The following is a 14,760-nucleotide window of genomic DNA, read 5'->3' as shown; positions in this document are numbered from 1 at the left end:
CCTGGAAAGGGCTTAAGCCTGGTCGTTCTGTTCCTTAAACCCTTTCTCCATCGCTTTCCAAGAAAGTGTTGCACATTTGATACGAGCAGGAAATTTAGAAACTCCTTGAAGCGCTTCGATGTCACCTAGATCGAATTCTTCTTCATCGTAGTCTTTCCCTTGCATCATATCAGAGAAGATCTTAGACATACGGAGTGCTTCATCAACTTCAAGGCCCTTCACAGATTCTGTCATCATGGATGCGGATGCTAGAGAAATCGAGCACCCTTCTCCAATAAACTTGGCGTCTGAGATTTTACCTTCATCAACTTTTAACTGAAGCTGAATAGCGTCTCCACATGTTGGATTGTTCATATTGATTTTCAGGTCGCCTTCTTCAAGCTCCCCTTTATTTCTAGGGTTTTTATAATGATCCATAATGACCTGTCGATACAACTGGTCAAGATTGTTAAAAGACATGACCAAAAAACTCCTTTGCTTTTTGTAACCCTGCTACAAAAGTGTCCACGTCTTCTTCAGTGTTGTATAAATAGAAGCTAGCACGAGCTGTAGCCGATACCTCTAACCACTTCATAAGAGGTTGAGCACAGTGATGTCCTGCTCGAACGGCGATTCCTTCTGTATCGAGCACTGTCGCCAGGTCATGAGGGTGAACATCGTCACTGTTAAACGTTACGACTCCAGCACGTTCTTCAGGACCATAAATCTTTACACCTTCAATTTTAGACATTTGCTTCACTGCATAATGAGCAAGATGCTGTTCATGTGCTTTAATGTTATCCATTCCGATCTCGTTCAAAAAGTCGATCGCAGCACCAAGGCCGACAGCTCCTGCGATGATAGGAGTTCCTCCTTCAAACTTCCAAGGTAGATCTTTCCACGTGGAGTCATATAAACCAACGAAATCGATCATTTCTCCACCGAATTCAAACGGCTCCATGTTTTCAAGGAGATGCTTTTTACCGTATAGAACACCTATGCCAGTAGGACCGCACATTTTGTGAGCAGAAAATGCGAAAAAGTCGCAGTCCAAGTCCTGAACATCGATCTTCATATGCGGTGTACTTTGTGCACCATCTACGACCATCACAGCACCTTTTCGGTGAGCAATCGCAGCGATTTCCTTGATTGGATTGATCGTCCCAAGAACGTTCGACACGTGCATAACAGATACGATCTTCGTATTTTCAGTTATCGTATTCTCCACATCTTCAAGAGAAATCGATCCGTCTTTTTGAAGAGGAATGTATTTGAGTGTGGCACCTGTAGCTTTGACAGCTTGCTGCCATGGAATGATATTACTGTGGTGTTCCATAGGGGTGATGACAACTTCGTCACCTTCCTGAAGGTTCGCACGGCCATAGCTTGATGCAACCATATTCAGTGCTGTGGTCGTACCTCGCGTGAAGATAACTTCCTCAGTCGAGGGTGCATGAATAAATTCACGTACCTTTTCCCTGGCACCTTCATATGCATCAGTGGCGTGTGTCCCTAACGTATGAACCCCTCGGTGTACGTTCGAATTGATTTCTTTATAGTAACGCTCAACTGCATCGATGACTTGCTTTGGCTTTTGAGACGTTGCAGCACTATCAAGATAAACAAGAGGTTTCCCATTTACCTCTTGATGTAAAATGGGAAACTGCTTGCGTATATCCTGCACATCGAACATTAATTTACTTTCCTTTCAGTTACCTCGATCGCACGGTTTTTAACGCCTTCGATCGGAAGTTCGTTAATAACTGGAGCAAGGAAACCATGGATGATCAAACGTTCTGCTTCTTTACGGTTGATTCCGCGGCTTTGTAGATAGAAGAGCTGAAGTGGATCTACTTTACCTACAGATGCAGCATGTCCAGCCATTACGTCGTCTTCATCGATAAGAAGGATAGGGTTAGCGTCCCCTCTTGCCTTGCTGTTCATCATAAGAACGCGTTGAGTCTGGTCGCCGTTTGATTTTGTAGCGCCGTGCTCGATCTTTGTAACACCATTAAAGATTGCACTTGCACTTTCTTTTTGAACGCCATGAACGAGAAGAACACCTTCAGAGTTCTTACCATGGTGGAACATCTCATTGGTAAAGTTCTGTTTCTGATCACCGCGGCCAATCGTTACCGTCTTAGAATCACCATAAGAGCCGTCACCAACTAGGTTCGTTGAGTTCGTTGAAATCGTGTTTCCGTCATTCATCTGAGCAAGAGCCCAATCGATCTTACCATCACGCCCTACGTTCGCACGACGATTCACATACGTTGTAACACCTTTTGCAAAGTTATCGACTGAACCAAACGTTACGCGAGCATTTTGCCCAACGTGAACTTCAGCAATAATGTTAGCAACTGATTCAACGTCATGAGAATAAGATAGATAGTTCTCAACGTATGTTACTGAACTGTTATCTTCAGCAACGATGATCACGTGATTGAATAATCCTGCTTCAGGATCCTCTTGCCAGTATAGCGCTTGAACTGGAACGTCTACTTCCACGTTACGAGGTACATAAAGGAATGTTCCTCCATTAAGAAGTGCTGTATGAAGTGCTGTTAAACGATGCTCATCGACTTTCATAACATCTTTCATAAAGTACTTCTCAACAAGCTCACTATGGTTTTGTACAGCCGTTAAGATGTCTGTAAAAATAACACCTTTATTTTTAAGCTCATCAGAAAGCTGTTTGAAAACTGGCGTTGAGTTACGATGCACGAGAAGGTTACCAGATTGCTGGTCTTTGGCAACCAGTTCTTTAATATCTTCAGGAAGTTCATCCAATGAAGAAATACCTTCTGTCGGAACATCGTGCTTAAACGAAGTAAAATTAAATTTATCTATTTTCGTCTTATCAGGTTTTGGCATAGGTAGGTCTGCTGACTTCTCTAGTGCCATTAGGCGAAGCTGAGTAAGCCACTGTGGCTCTTGTCGCTTCTCTGAAAAAGACCGAACATAATCTTGATCGAATGCAATCTTCGTATCCACTGACATTGTCATCCTCCTTACTGCTTACGCTTCTTGGCCAACTGTTTCGTCTTTGATACCTAGTTCTTCTTTAATCCAATCGTAACCTTCTGCTTCAAGACGCTGAGCTAGTTCAGCTCCGCCTGACTTCACGATGCGTCCTTGCATCATTACGTGTACTTTATCTGGAGTAATATAGTTAAGAAGACGCTGATAGTGAGTGATGATCAAGCAACCGAACTCTTCGTTACGCATTGCATTAACACCTTTTGAAACAACTTTAAGAGCGTCGATATCTAGACCAGAATCAATCTCATCAAGAACTGCAATCTTTGGTTCTAGCATCATAAGTTGAAGAATTTCGTTACGCTTTTTCTCACCGCCTGAGAATCCTTCGTTAAGGTAACGCTGAGCAAATTCTTCGCCCATATCAAGCTCAGCCATTTTGCTGTCTAGCTTTTTAATGAATTTCATAAGAGAAATTTCATCGCCTTCTTCACGACGAGCATTGATTGATGTACGTAGGAAATCAGCGTTTGTAACCCCGCTTACTTCACTTGGATATTGCATAGCAAGGAAGAGGCCCGCTTTCGCACGCTCATCAACTTCCATTTCAAGCACATCTTCATCATCAAGAAATACTTTACCTTGAGTGATTTCATATTTCGGATGTCCCATGATAGCGGAAGCAAGGGTAGATTTTCCTGTACCGTTCGGCCCCATTACTGCATGAATTTCGCCACCATTTATTTCAAGGTCTAGTCCCTTGATAATCTCTTTTCCTTCAATGGAAACATGAAGATTTTCAATCTTAAGAGTTGATGCTGCCATTTGTGAATACCTCCAATAACGTTTATACTATTCCTTCTTCCTTCCTTATTGTATTAGCTATAAGGTTTATGTCAAGGAATGTGTGCTGAGTCATTCTCAATCTATTTTCATTCTAATTTTATAACAAATCCAAACTATTATCAAGGAACGAGAAATGCGTCCTTAACTAGAGTTAACAACATCTATGTGTCCTATTCAGACTACAAATCTCACCCAAGATTAAGCGTATCATTTCCTTATAAGGGAAACAACGGATGTTGTACTCATTTCAAAATAAAAAACCAGTCAGCGACTGGTTTTTATAGCGTATTGCTGATTCATTTTTGCAATTTACGGTCGAATTCACTTACCAACATCAGACTTTGGCGATGATCCATGTCACGATCGCGCTCTACTTGCATTCGTTTGTTAAAATTCCTGCTATATTCTGCGTATCCTACTCCGTGAGACTGGAACATTGCCTTTTCCATTTCAGGTGTGTGGTTTAACCGCAAGGGGCTAATAATGAATCAATCCTTTCAGTAATTGGTTATTTATTTACTCACTTAATTTACCACTTTAATACAGTCGCCTACAAATGCCATATACACCAATTACAAAGGAAATAACCTGCTCTTCTATGTTTTGAATATATTGAAAAGTATAAATCTTATCTTTCCTTCGTTTAAGAAGCAATTCCAATACCGTGCATATATATAATGGAAGAAACTCGTAGTTTAATGCTTCATTTGATTAAGATCTGTAATACATTCCTGAACGAGGGTTACAGCTTGACTCATGGAAGCTCCTCCACCAAAGGCTGCTGTTACTCCAACTGTCTCGAGGATTTCCTCTTCGGTGCACCCTTGATCTAAGCACCCTTTCGTATGATAAATGATGCAATATTCATCTTGAGAGAAAATCGAGATCCCAAGTGCAATCATCTGCTTTTCCTTCTTACTAACGGCACCCTCTCTAAAACAAGCTTCTGTAAATGCATTATACTTCTTTGCTATTTGGGGCATTTTCTCAGTAAAGACTCCAAGGCCTTCTTTGTAATCATGCAATGCTGTTTGTGCAAAATTTGTATTTTGTTGTTCCTGCGTCACGTCACATTCCTCCTTCAATTATTCAGAGTTAGTATGAGAAGACAATCACAATGCTATCCATAAATTTGAAGAGAAAAAATTAAAGGTTGTGTGAGAATTATCACATTAATGGAGGGAATAGTTCTTTACTATGTAACTATAAGAGCTAAAGGAGTGGATGATATGTTTGAAGGTAAAACAACACGAGTCGTTGTGATTGGAACAGGGTTCGTAGGGACTAGCTATGCATTTTCTTTACTTAATCAAGAAGTTGCAAATGAGCTCGTATTGATCGATGCCAATAAAGAGAAAGCTGAAGGAGAAGCAAGGGACCTTAATCATGGCCTTCCTTTTGGTGCGCAGATGAAAATTTGGGCAGGTGATTATAGTGACTGTCGTGATGCAGATATCGTCGTCATTGCGGCTGGAGCGAACCAAGCGCCAGGTGAAACAAGGTTAGATTTAATTGATAAAAACACCAAAATCTTCAAAACAATCGTGACGAACGTGATGTCTTACAATTTTGATGGAATTTTTATTGTCGCTACAAATCCAGTTGATATCCTAAGCTATGCAACTTGGAAGTTCTCTGGCCTCCCGAAAGAAAGGGTTATCGGATCAGGGACAATTCTTGATACTGCAAGATTTAGATATTTATTAGGGGAATACTTTGATGTAGATTCTAGAAATGTTCATGGATACATTTTAGGTGAACACGGAGATACTGAATTACCTGTGTGGAGCCACACAACGATCGGCAGCAGGCCCGTTCTTTCACTAATCAAAGATACCTCTGAAGGAAAAGCAGAACTTGATGCCCTGTTTGCAGATGTGCGTGATGCAGCCTACCACATCATCAATCGTAAAGGTGCGACACATTTCGGTATTGCGATGGGATTACTTCGATTAACCAAAGCCATCTTGCGTAACGAAAATTCTATTCTTACTATATCCACTCTATTAGAAGGTGAATACGGTTTAGAAGATCTCTATATTGGCGTTCCAGCAATCGTCAATAGAAATGGTATTCGAGAAGTCATTGAACTCGATCTCACTCCTCATGAAACTGAACAGCTTCAACACTCTGCAAAAACGCTTACTGACGCTATGAAACCGGTCCTTCTTCATAAATAGCACTAATAAAAAGGTTCTCCACAAAGGAGAACCTTTTTTGCTTTATTCATTTACTGGTACGACTGCTCCATCATATTCTTCTTTAATGAAGGTTTGAATTTCTTCTGAGCGTAGAACCTCAACAAGCGTTTTTACAGCTTCGTTACTTTCATCACCTTTGTTCACGGTGATCACGTTCACGTATGGAGAGTCCGAACCTTCAAGTGCTATTGCGTCTTCTTGTGGATTTAATCCAGCATCGATCGCATAGTTCGTGTTGATCATAACAGCATCGCCTTCACCTTGCTTATAGATCTGAGGAAGAAGGGAAGCTTCTACGTTTGTTTTAAAGGTAAGGTCTTTTGGATTTTCAGCGATATCTTCAACTTGTGCATCTGTTGGATCGATACCTTCTTTAATCTTGATCAAACCTTTCGCTTCTAACAATTGAAGCATACGACCGTGGTCTGATACAGAGTTACTCATGATGATTTCTGCACCTTTAGGAAGTGCATCAAGGTTTTCATATTCCTGTGAATAGACACCGATCGGCTCGATATGAATCCCACCAGCGTTTACGAAATCATAGTTATCGTTTTCTTCCATTTGTAGCTCCATATAAGGCACTGTTTGGAAGTAGTTCGCATCTAACTCACCATTAGCGAGAGTTTTGTTCGGAAGAATGTAATCCTGGAAGCGCTCGATTTCAAGAGTAATTCCTTCTTCCTCAAGAAGCGGCTGTGCTTTTTCTAGAATTTCAGCGTGTGGAACGTTTGATGCACCAACAACTAGTTTCGTTTCTTCACTTTCTGATCCTGAGCCTTCACTGTTTCCACCGTTATTTGCTCCACAAGCCGCTAGAGCTGCAAGAGCAACAACTGACAAAAGTAGTAATAGTTTTTTCATGGTTTCTCTCTCCTTTTTTTATCTTATCTTTTATCCATAGCTCGCGTTGTAACATCTCCGATAACCTGAAGAACTGCTACAATAGCGAGAATTAATACAGTTGCGACAAGCGTCACGTCGGGATTATTTCGTTGGAAACCATCTAGATATGCAAGATCTCCTAATCCTCCAGCCCCAACGACACCTGCCATCGCTGTATAGCTCACTAGAGCGATCGCAGTTACTGTTATTCCTGAAATCAATGCTGGCATCGCTTCAGGAAGCAGTACTTTAAAAATAATCTGGCCATTCGTAGCCCCCATCGCTTGGGATGCTTCGATCACTCCCCTGTCTACTTCTCTTAGAGCGATTTCGACCATTCGTGCGTAAAATGGGGCAGCCCCTGCAATAAGTGCTGGCAATGCAGCATTAGCTCCCAGCATCGTACCAACAATATATACAGATAATGGGATAAGCAAAATAATTAATATGATGAATGGAATCGAACGGAACAGGTTTACAATCCCTGCAACAAAACCGTTAATATATCGATTTTCCCAGACGTTTCCCTTTGAAGTTAAGAAAAGCAGCAGGCCGAGTCCAATGCCGAGTATAAACGTTGCGAACACAGAGATCGCGGTCATGTAGATCGTTTGTAATGCCGCTTCCCACATATCTTCCCAACGCACGTTAGGAAATAGTGAACTAAGCATTTGGAATCACCTCCACTTCTACTTTCTGCTCACGTGCATAGCTCAGTGCTTTGTCGATAGCAGATTGTTCACCTTTTAGTAAGACCGATAGCTTACCATAAGGACCATCCTGCGTATGGGTGACCTTCCCTTGAATGATGTTCACTTCGATCTGAAACTCTCTGATTAACTTCGTTACGAGAGGTGACCCCGTAGCTCCTTTTACAAAAGTAAATTGTACGAGTGTCCCTTCTGCACCTTCAGTAAGATGTGAAATCGATTCTTTCATTTCCTCTGGCTCACTCAGCTGGTTTACAAAATCACGGGTGATCGGCTGCTTGGGATGATGGAAAATATCAAGTACTGGACCTTCTTCAACAACACTGCCACCTTCCATGACCGCAACACGATGACAAATCTTTCTGATCACGTGCATTTCATGAGTGATCAACACGATCGTTAGTCCTAGCTCTTTATTAATTTTCTTTAATAGGTCGAGAATACTATCTGTGGTCTTCGGATCCAGGGCCGATGTCGCTTCGTCACAGAGTAACACTTTAGGGTTATTAGCAAGTGCCCGCGCAATCCCAACTCGCTGCTTTTGACCACCACTTAGTTGAGATGGGTACGCATCTTCTCTCCCGGATAACCCAACGAGGTTGATCAACTCGTCCACTCGAGCTTTTCTTTTCTCTTTCGGCACGCCCGATATTTCAAGCGGGAACGCAATATTTTCTTTTACAGTACGTGACCAGAGAATATTAAAATGCTGAAAAATCATTCCGATTTCTTGTCTTGCTAGACGAAGTTCCTTGTTATTCAACTTAGATAATGCTTTGTCATCTACTGTTACGCTGCCATCAGTTGGTCGCTCAAGTAGATTTAACATGCGGATAAGTGTACTCTTTCCAGCGCCACTATATCCGATAACTCCGAAAATTTCGCCTTTTTCAATTGTAAGATCAGTATTCTTCACCGCTTCTACTGGTCCAGAGGCTGCAAAGAACGTCTTCTTTATACCTTTTAACTCAATCATTTGCACACTTCCTTTTACCTTACGATGTCCCATCACAATAGGTTGATTTTAAAACCTTTTGAAATAAAAAATGCCTTTCCGCTATGAGCAGAAAGGCACTTGAAATCGATGTCTTTCTCTCATTTCTCAAAGCATCTGCTTTGCAGGAATTGGCACCTTCTCAAACACGCTGTTTGACGGTTGCCGGGCTTCATAGGGCCAGTCCCTCCACCTCTCTGAATAAGAGATATTTAGTTATTAACACGTTACTCTAGTTAAGTACTAAATCGAATTCTAGCATGGGACTTTTAGTGTGTCAATCGATGAGTAAAAAGTCCGAATTTTTAAATAAAACCAGCTGCCAGAGTTTCAACTACTCCTCTAAAGTCAGCCCTCTTTTCTGACAGCGTAAAAGCGCTGCAATCCATACAGCGCTCGCGCCAATGATTCAGTTGTATCTCTATACGGATCAAACATGCTCTCTTATTTACGCTCTTTGATTTTCATACTGCTCGATTTTATCCTCAAGAGAGAGGGTTCTAGATACTTCGTCCCACCCGTTCAACAACATTTCCTTCCAATAGGGATCGATTTCAAACGATACGTGCAGCCCATCATTATCACTAATAGATTGGTTTTCGAGTTGAACAGTGAGTGAATAACCTTCGCTTGCCTTTGTAAATAATTCTGCAACGGTTTCTTGAGGAAGAGCGATTGGAAGGATACCGTTTTTCACACAGTTGTTGAAAAAGATATCTGCGAAGCTTGGTGCGATGATCACTCTAAATCCGTAGTCTAATAGGGCCCATGGAGCATGTTCTCTCGATGAACCGCAGCCGAAGTTTTTACCCGCTACTAGGATTGAAGCCGACCTGTATTGCTCTTCATTTAAAGAGAAATCAGACCGTGCGATTCCATCGTCATCGAAACGCCAATGATAGAACAAGAACTGTCCAAATCCCTGTCGCTCGATCCGTTTCAGAAATTGCTTTGGTATTATTTGATCAGTGTCCACATTCACCTTTTCAAGAGGATAAACGACACCTGTATATTCATTGATAGGTTCCATGATTTCACTCCTTTACACGACAGGCTGCTTCATTTTTCTTGCATCTGTAAATTTGCCTTCCAAAGCAGCGGCGGCTGCCATGGCAGGACTGACTAGATGCGTTCTAGAACCATTTCCTTGCCGTCCCTCAAAGTTCCGGTTTGATGTAGAAGCGCATCGCTCTCCTGGTGGAACGATATCGTCATTCATCGCAAGACACATACTGCATCCTGCTTCTCTCCACTCAAAGCCAGCATCAATAAACACTTGATCTAGTCCTTCTGCTTCCGCTGTTTCTTTGACAGATTTAGAACCTGGCACGACTAGCGCTCGAACATTGCGGTGTACTTTCCTTCCACGAACAATATTTGCTGCGGCTCTAAGATCACTAATCCTTGAATTTGTACAAGATCCGATAAAGACATGTTGGATGTCGATATCCTGAATTGCCATCCCAGCTGTTAACCCCATATACGTTAAGGCCTGTGCGATTGCTTTTTGATCAGCCGGATCTTCATAGTCCTCTGGAAAAGGCACTCTACCGTAGACGGATGATCCCATAGATGGATTCGTACCCCACGTAACCTGAGGTTCTATCTCATCAGCATGGATCTCTAAAACGTCGTCATACGTTGCTCCTTCATCAGTAGCAAGGTTTCTCCATTCTGATATCGCTGCTTGGAATTCCTCGCCTCGTGGAACATGCCTTTTTCCCTTTAGGTAGTCAAACGTTACCTCATCAGGACTGATTAATCCTGCTTTAGCACCGGCTTCTATCGACATGTTACAGATTGTCATTCGCTCTTCCATCGACATCTTTCTAATCGCTTCACCTGTATATTCTAGAATAGCCCCTGTTCCTGCATTCACTCCAAACTTCGCTATGATTGCAAGAATGATATCCTTCGCCGTTACACCTGCGCCCGGCTGACCATTCACTCGAACTTCAATTGTTTTTGGAGAGGATTGCCAAAGAGTTTGAGTTGAAAGAACATGTTCGACTTCACTCGTTCCGATCCCGAATGCAAGTGCTCCAAAAGCACCGTGTGTCGAGGTATGACTATCACCGCAAACGATTGTTTTGCCTGGTTGAGTCAACCCTAGTTCTGGGCCAATCACATGGACGATACCTTGGTCTGGATGGTTAATATCGGCAATTTCGACCCCAAATTCCTTACAATTTTCTTCTAGCTTCTCCATCTGTACCTTTGAAACAGGATCATTAATGATATGCCGCGCAATCGTTGGAACATTATGATCCATAGTAGCGAAGGTCAGATCAGGACGTCTGACCTTCCGCTGATTCATACGCAAGCCTTCAAAAGCCTGCGGAGATGTTACTTCGTGCACAAGGTGTAAATCGATATAAAGTAAATCTGGACTGCCTTCTTCTCTATGCACAACGTGCTTTTCCCAGATCTTTTCTATAATTGTTTTTGGCTCCACACCCATCCTCCTCACTGTCACGCATAAGCTTCCATGATACCAGCCGTAGCATTATCTTCTGCTATTTGAAAGATAACTTGATCGACCATCTTATCAGTACTTAGACTTCGCTTTCCAACACCCGCAAGATCAGTTGTGAAATACCCTGCTTCAAGAACTTCCATCACAGCTTTATCGATCGCATCAGATTCTTCCTTCATATTGAACGAATGGTTTAACATCATCGATGCAGATAAGATCATCGCTAGTGGATTGGCAAGGTTTTTACCAGCGATATCGGGCGCTGAACCGTGTACTGGTTCATACATGCCAAACCCATCTTTTCTTAAGCTTGCAGATGGAAGCATCCCTAAAGACCCAGTGATCATCGAAGCTTCGTCACTCAAGATATCTCCAAAAAGATTCTCTGTTACGATTACGTCAAAGTGTGCAGGATTCTGAACAATTTTCATCGCTGCAGCATCCACAAGCATATGCTCAACTTCCACGTCCTGGTATGAGGCTGCTTTTTCATTTACGATTTCACGCCACATCCTGCTCGATTCTAGAACATTCGCTTTGTCGACACTCGTCAGCTTCTTCTTTCGTTTCCTAGCTGCTTTAAATCCTTGTTCTACGATGCGCTCGATTTCTTCACGCGTATAAGAAAGCGTATCGACTACGCGCTCTCCACCTTCTCTCCGTTCACTCGGTGTACCAAAGTACAAGCCACCCGTTAATTCTCTTAAAATCAGCATATCGACGCCTTTGATGCGGTCTTCCTTTAACGGTGATGCGTCTAAAAGACTGTCATACGCTTTGACCGGACGTAGATTTGCGAACAATTCAAGCTCTTTTCTAATTGTTAGAAGGCCTTTTTCAGGACGAAGTCTTCCAGGCAGATCATCCCACTTCGGTCCGCCTACAGCGCCTAAAAGTACAGCGTCAGATCGCTTACACATATCTAGTGTTTCTTTAGGCAACGGTTCGCCTGTTTCATCGATCGCTACGCCCCCGATGACGCCTTTTTGAAATTCGAACACATGGCCGAATCGATCTGCTACGGCATTGAGAACCTTGATCGTTCCCTCCATCACCTCTGTGCCAATTCCGTCTCCTGGTAATACCGCAACTGTTTTCTTCATCCTATATAACCTCCTTTTTAAACGTGAGCTTGCTTTTTCACTAAATAATTTTCACGAGCGAGCGTACGGTTCACTCCATTTAGATATGCGTTGGCCGAAGCCTCTAATACATCCTGGGCAGTACCTCTACCACTCGATTCGATTCCGTTATACAATACCCGTACATGGACTTCAGCTAGAGCATCACGCCCGCCACCGACTGAGCTTAAACGATAGTCTTGTAGTTGTAACGTACCCGGAATCATCAGCTCGATCGTGTTATAGATTGCTTCTACACTACCTGAACCCGTTCCAGCTTGTTGCAGCATCGATCCATCAGGTGAGACCATCGAAATGGTTGCCGTCGGAATGTTAGCAGTACCATACTGTACTTGAATACTATGAATCTCATATTTCTCAACTGTTTCATCGGTTTGAATATCTGTAAGAAGGGTGATCAGATCTTCCTCGGTAATGTGTTTTTTCTTATCGGCAAGGTCTTTGAAGTCTGAAAAAGCCTCAAGAATCTTCGCGTCATCCAGAACAAAACCAAGCTCTTTCACTTTATCTTTGAAAGCATGCTTACCAGAATGCTTACCTAGAACAAGACTATTCGATTGAACACCTATCAATTGAGGACTAATAATTTCATAGGTGGATTTCTCTTTAAGAACGCCATCTTGGTGGATTCCTGATTCATGGGCAAACGCATTTGCTCCAACAACCGCCTTATTTCCTGGCACCGCCATTCCAGTCAGCTTACTGACTAGCGTACTCGTTCGTTTAATTTCATCTAATTTCAAGTTCGTTTCAGCATTGTAGAAATCATTTCTTATTCGAAGTGCAACCGCTACTTCTTCGATCGCAGCATTCCCTGCACGCTCACCGATCCCATTGATCGTTCCTTCAATCTGAGTAGCACCGCATTCGATCGCAGCTAGAGAGTTTGCTACAGCCATTCCTAAATCATCATGACAATGAGCAGAAAGTGCCACTCGATCGATATTAGGAACGTTGTTTTTCAAATAAGTGAATAGTTCACCATATTCTTGCGGGCTACGATACCCTACAGTGTCAGGTATATTGATGACAGTAGCACCAGCTTCGATCACTTCAGTAATGATCTTTGCAAGGAACGCTCGGTCTGAACGACACGCATCTTCTGCAGACCATTGAACCTTCGGAAACATCGTCTTGGCATACCTCACAGCTTCAACTGCTGTTTCTACCACTTGGTCAGGCGTCTTCTTCAACTTGTGTGTCATGTGTATCGGAGATGTCGCAAGAAATACGTGAAGCCTTGGATCCGCACCGCCTTTCAAGGCTTCCCATGCTGTATCGATGTCTGTTTTATTCGCTCTAGCAAGACCAGTTACAGAAACATTTCGTACAGTATCTGCAATGTTCTTCACACCCTCGAAGTCGCCTTTGGAAGCGGCTGGGAAACCCGCTTCCATAATATCGACTCCTAGTCTCTCAAGCTGTTTCGCGATTTCGAGCTTTTCTAATGCATTCAGATTGACACCCGCTGACTGTTCTCCATCTCTAAGCGTCGTATCGAATACATTAATCTTTTGCACTTGAAACCACTTCCTTCTTGGATTTTGGCTTAACGAACGGCATCATTGCTCTTAGTTCTTTTCCAACTTGTTCGATAGGGTGCTGCTTTTCTTTCTCATTGATCGCATGGTACTCAGGTCTGTTCAGCTTGTTCTCTAGAATCCATCCTTTCGCAAACTTTCCTGTTTGGATTTCTTCTAGGATATCCTTCATACGCTGCTTTGTATCTGCATCCACAACGCGTGGTCCTGATACAAAGTCACCCCACTGAGCTGTATCTGAGATCGAGTAACGCATACCGGCAATTCCATCTTCATACATCAAATCCACGATAAGCTTCAACTCGTGTAGACATTCAAAGTAAGCGACTTCTGGCTGGTATCCTGCTTCAGTTAACGTTTCGAATCCAGCTTTAACAAGTGACGTTAGACCGCCGCAAAGGACAGCTTGCTCTCCAAATAGATCTGTTTCTGTCTCTTCTTTAAATGATGTTTCAAGTACTCCTGCACGCGCTCCGCCGATTCCTTTTGCATAAGCAAGAGCAAGTTCTTTCGCCTCTCCTGTCACGTCTTGGTAAACACCGAACAATGCAGGAACACCAGCACCATCAGCGAATGTTCTTCTTACAAGGTGCCCTGGACCTTTAGGTGCAACTAGGAAGACATCCACATTTGACGGAGGAACAACTTGATTAAAATGAACGTTGAAGCCGTGAGCAAAGACAAGTGCATTGCCTGCTTTAAGACCTGGCTCAATTTCTTGTTTATAGACATCCGGCTGATGTTCGTCCGGGAGAAGAACCATTACGACATCTGCTTCTTCACTTGCTTCTTTAACAGTTTTTACATCGAAACCGTCTTCAGCTGCTTGATCCCATGAACGTCCTTTTCGTAGGCCGATCGTTACGTCAAATCCGCTTTCTCTTAGGTTTTGTGCATGTGCATGCCCTTGTGAACCGTACCCAACTACCGCGATTTTCTTATCCTTAAGTACACCTTCGTTAATATCTCCGTTATAGTAAACTTTTGCCATGATTCTCCATCCCTTC

15 protein-coding genes and 1 riboswitch are annotated in these 14,760 nt (G+C 42.7%); of the genes, 1 reads left to right on the top strand and 14 read right to left on the bottom strand.

Annotated features, from left to right (window positions below; translation table 11 throughout):
• Positions 1 to 12: 12 nt before the first annotated feature.
• From sufU to ACXADT_RS07490, 6 genes are all read right to left on the bottom strand, one after another.
• Positions 13 to 459, bottom strand: coding sequence for a Fe-S cluster assembly sulfur transfer protein SufU (sufU, locus tag ACXADT_RS07515; RefSeq protein WP_270179910.1), 447 nt, complete (start codon positions 457 to 459; stop codon positions 13 to 15).
• Entirely contained in the window at positions 449 to 1,672 is a 1,224-nt protein-coding gene (locus ACXADT_RS07510) for a cysteine desulfurase (RefSeq protein WP_474810657.1), read from the bottom strand. The genes sufU and ACXADT_RS07510 overlap by 11 nt, the downstream gene beginning before the upstream one ends.
• The gene (sufD, locus tag ACXADT_RS07505; protein ID WP_270179912.1) at positions 1,672 to 2,979 is read right to left on the bottom strand and encodes a Fe-S cluster assembly protein SufD; all 1,308 of its coding nucleotides are present in this window, start codon (positions 2,977 to 2,979) and stop codon (positions 1,672 to 1,674) included. Before sufD ends, ACXADT_RS07510 begins: the two co-directional genes overlap by 1 nt.
• Before the next feature lie 18 nt (positions 2,980 to 2,997).
• Positions 2,998 to 3,783 (bottom strand): Fe-S cluster assembly ATPase SufC, encoded by a 786-nt coding sequence (sufC, locus tag ACXADT_RS07500; protein WP_270179913.1) that lies wholly within the window; start codon positions 3,781 to 3,783, stop codon positions 2,998 to 3,000.
• A gap of 317 nt (positions 3,784 to 4,100) precedes the next feature.
• Complete coding sequence (locus ACXADT_RS07495; protein WP_474810655.1) at positions 4,101 to 4,241, bottom strand: YuzK family famiily protein; 141 nt, start codon at positions 4,239 to 4,241, stop codon at positions 4,101 to 4,103.
• A 258-nt stretch (positions 4,242 to 4,499) separates the two neighbouring features.
• Positions 4,500 to 4,871, bottom strand: a complete 372-nt coding sequence (locus tag ACXADT_RS07490; RefSeq protein ID WP_270179914.1) for a carboxymuconolactone decarboxylase family protein — start codon at positions 4,869 to 4,871, stop codon at positions 4,500 to 4,502.
• A gap of 162 nt (positions 4,872 to 5,033) precedes the next feature.
• Between ACXADT_RS07490 and ACXADT_RS07485 the strand changes: the two genes are divergently transcribed.
• Positions 5,034 to 5,984, top strand: a complete 951-nt coding sequence (locus tag ACXADT_RS07485; RefSeq protein WP_474834005.1) for an L-lactate dehydrogenase — start codon at positions 5,034 to 5,036, stop codon at positions 5,982 to 5,984.
• Between the two features lie 42 nt (positions 5,985 to 6,026).
• On the opposite strand, the gene ACXADT_RS07480 is transcribed toward ACXADT_RS07485, so the two are convergent.
• The 8 genes from ACXADT_RS07480 to ilvC form a co-directional block, all read right to left on the bottom strand.
• A complete protein-coding gene (locus ACXADT_RS07480) occupies positions 6,027 to 6,869 on the bottom strand; it encodes a MetQ/NlpA family ABC transporter substrate-binding protein (RefSeq protein WP_270179916.1) in 843 nt (280 codons plus the stop codon).
• 23 nt (positions 6,870 to 6,892) lie between these two features.
• Positions 6,893 to 7,561, bottom strand: coding sequence for a methionine ABC transporter permease (locus ACXADT_RS07475; protein ID WP_270179917.1), 669 nt, complete (start codon positions 7,559 to 7,561; stop codon positions 6,893 to 6,895).
• Positions 7,554 to 8,576: a methionine ABC transporter ATP-binding protein gene (locus ACXADT_RS07470; RefSeq protein WP_474834003.1), complete on the bottom strand. Its 1,023-nt coding sequence runs from the start codon at positions 8,574 to 8,576 to the stop codon at positions 7,554 to 7,556. Before ACXADT_RS07470 ends, ACXADT_RS07475 begins: the two co-directional genes overlap by 8 nt.
• Before the next feature lie 116 nt (positions 8,577 to 8,692).
• Positions 8,693 to 8,802: riboswitch (SAM riboswitch) on the bottom strand.
• 240 nt (positions 8,803 to 9,042) lie between these two features.
• Positions 9,043 to 9,624, bottom strand: a complete 582-nt coding sequence (gene leuD, locus ACXADT_RS07465; RefSeq protein WP_474834001.1) for a 3-isopropylmalate dehydratase small subunit — start codon at positions 9,622 to 9,624, stop codon at positions 9,043 to 9,045.
• Positions 9,625 to 9,636: 12 nt separating this feature from the next.
• Entirely contained in the window at positions 9,637 to 11,049 is a 1,413-nt protein-coding gene (leuC, locus tag ACXADT_RS07460; protein ID WP_474833999.1) for a 3-isopropylmalate dehydratase large subunit, read from the bottom strand.
• 17 nt (positions 11,050 to 11,066) lie between these two features.
• A complete protein-coding gene (gene leuB, locus ACXADT_RS07455; protein ID WP_474833997.1) occupies positions 11,067 to 12,173 on the bottom strand; it encodes a 3-isopropylmalate dehydrogenase in 1,107 nt (368 codons plus the stop codon).
• Positions 12,174 to 12,190: 17 nt separating this feature from the next.
• Complete coding sequence (locus tag ACXADT_RS07450) at positions 12,191 to 13,732, bottom strand: 2-isopropylmalate synthase (protein ID WP_270179922.1); 1,542 nt, start codon at positions 13,730 to 13,732, stop codon at positions 12,191 to 12,193.
• Positions 13,719 to 14,744 carry a ketol-acid reductoisomerase gene (gene ilvC, locus ACXADT_RS07445; protein ID WP_270179923.1) on the bottom strand — a complete coding sequence of 342 codons (1,026 nt, stop codon included), beginning with the start codon at positions 14,742 to 14,744 and terminating at the stop codon, positions 13,719 to 13,721. Before ilvC ends, ACXADT_RS07450 begins: the two co-directional genes overlap by 14 nt.
• Between the last annotated feature and the right edge of the window lie 16 nt (positions 14,745 to 14,760).

The sequence above is a fragment of the Anaerobacillus sp. ABR4_321 genome (assembly GCF_056158505.1).
The sequence above is the reverse complement of the archived record's forward strand: the minus strand, read 5'-3'. Positions and strand labels throughout refer to the sequence as shown.

Excerpts from the sequence above, each read along its gene's own strand:
- sufU (WP_270179910.1), bottom strand. The coding sequence starts at position 459 with ATGTCTTTTAACAATCTTGACCAGTTGTATCGACAGGTCATTATGGAT.
- ACXADT_RS07510 (WP_474810657.1), bottom strand. The coding sequence starts at position 1,672 with ATGTTCGATGTGCAGGATATACGCAAGCAGTTTCCCATTTTACATCAA.
- sufD (WP_270179912.1), bottom strand. The coding sequence starts at position 2,979 with ATGTCAGTGGATACGAAGATTGCATTCGATCAAGATTATGTTCGGTCT.
- sufC (WP_270179913.1), bottom strand. The coding sequence starts at position 3,783 with ATGGCAGCATCAACTCTTAAGATTGAAAATCTTCATGTTTCCATTGAA.
- ACXADT_RS07495 (WP_474810655.1), bottom strand. The coding sequence starts at position 4,241 with ATGTTCCAGTCTCACGGAGTAGGATACGCAGAATATAGCAGGAATTTT.
- ACXADT_RS07485 (WP_474834005.1), top strand. The coding sequence starts at position 5,034 with ATGTTTGAAGGTAAAACAACACGAGTCGTTGTGATTGGAACAGGGTTC.
- ACXADT_RS07480 (WP_270179916.1), bottom strand. The coding sequence starts at position 6,869 with ATGAAAAAACTATTACTACTTTTGTCAGTTGTTGCTCTTGCAGCTCTA.
- ACXADT_RS07475 (WP_270179917.1), bottom strand. The coding sequence starts at position 7,561 with ATGCTTAGTTCACTATTTCCTAACGTGCGTTGGGAAGATATGTGGGAA.
- ACXADT_RS07470 (WP_474834003.1), bottom strand. The coding sequence starts at position 8,576 with ATGATTGAGTTAAAAGGTATAAAGAAGACGTTCTTTGCAGCCTCTGGA.
- leuD (WP_474834001.1), bottom strand. The coding sequence starts at position 9,624 with ATGGAACCTATCAATGAATATACAGGTGTCGTTTATCCTCTTGAAAAG.
- leuB (WP_474833997.1), bottom strand. The coding sequence starts at position 12,173 with ATGAAGAAAACAGTTGCGGTATTACCAGGAGACGGAATTGGCACAGAG.
- ilvC (WP_270179923.1), bottom strand. The coding sequence starts at position 14,744 with ATGGCAAAAGTTTACTATAACGGAGATATTAACGAAGGTGTACTTAAG.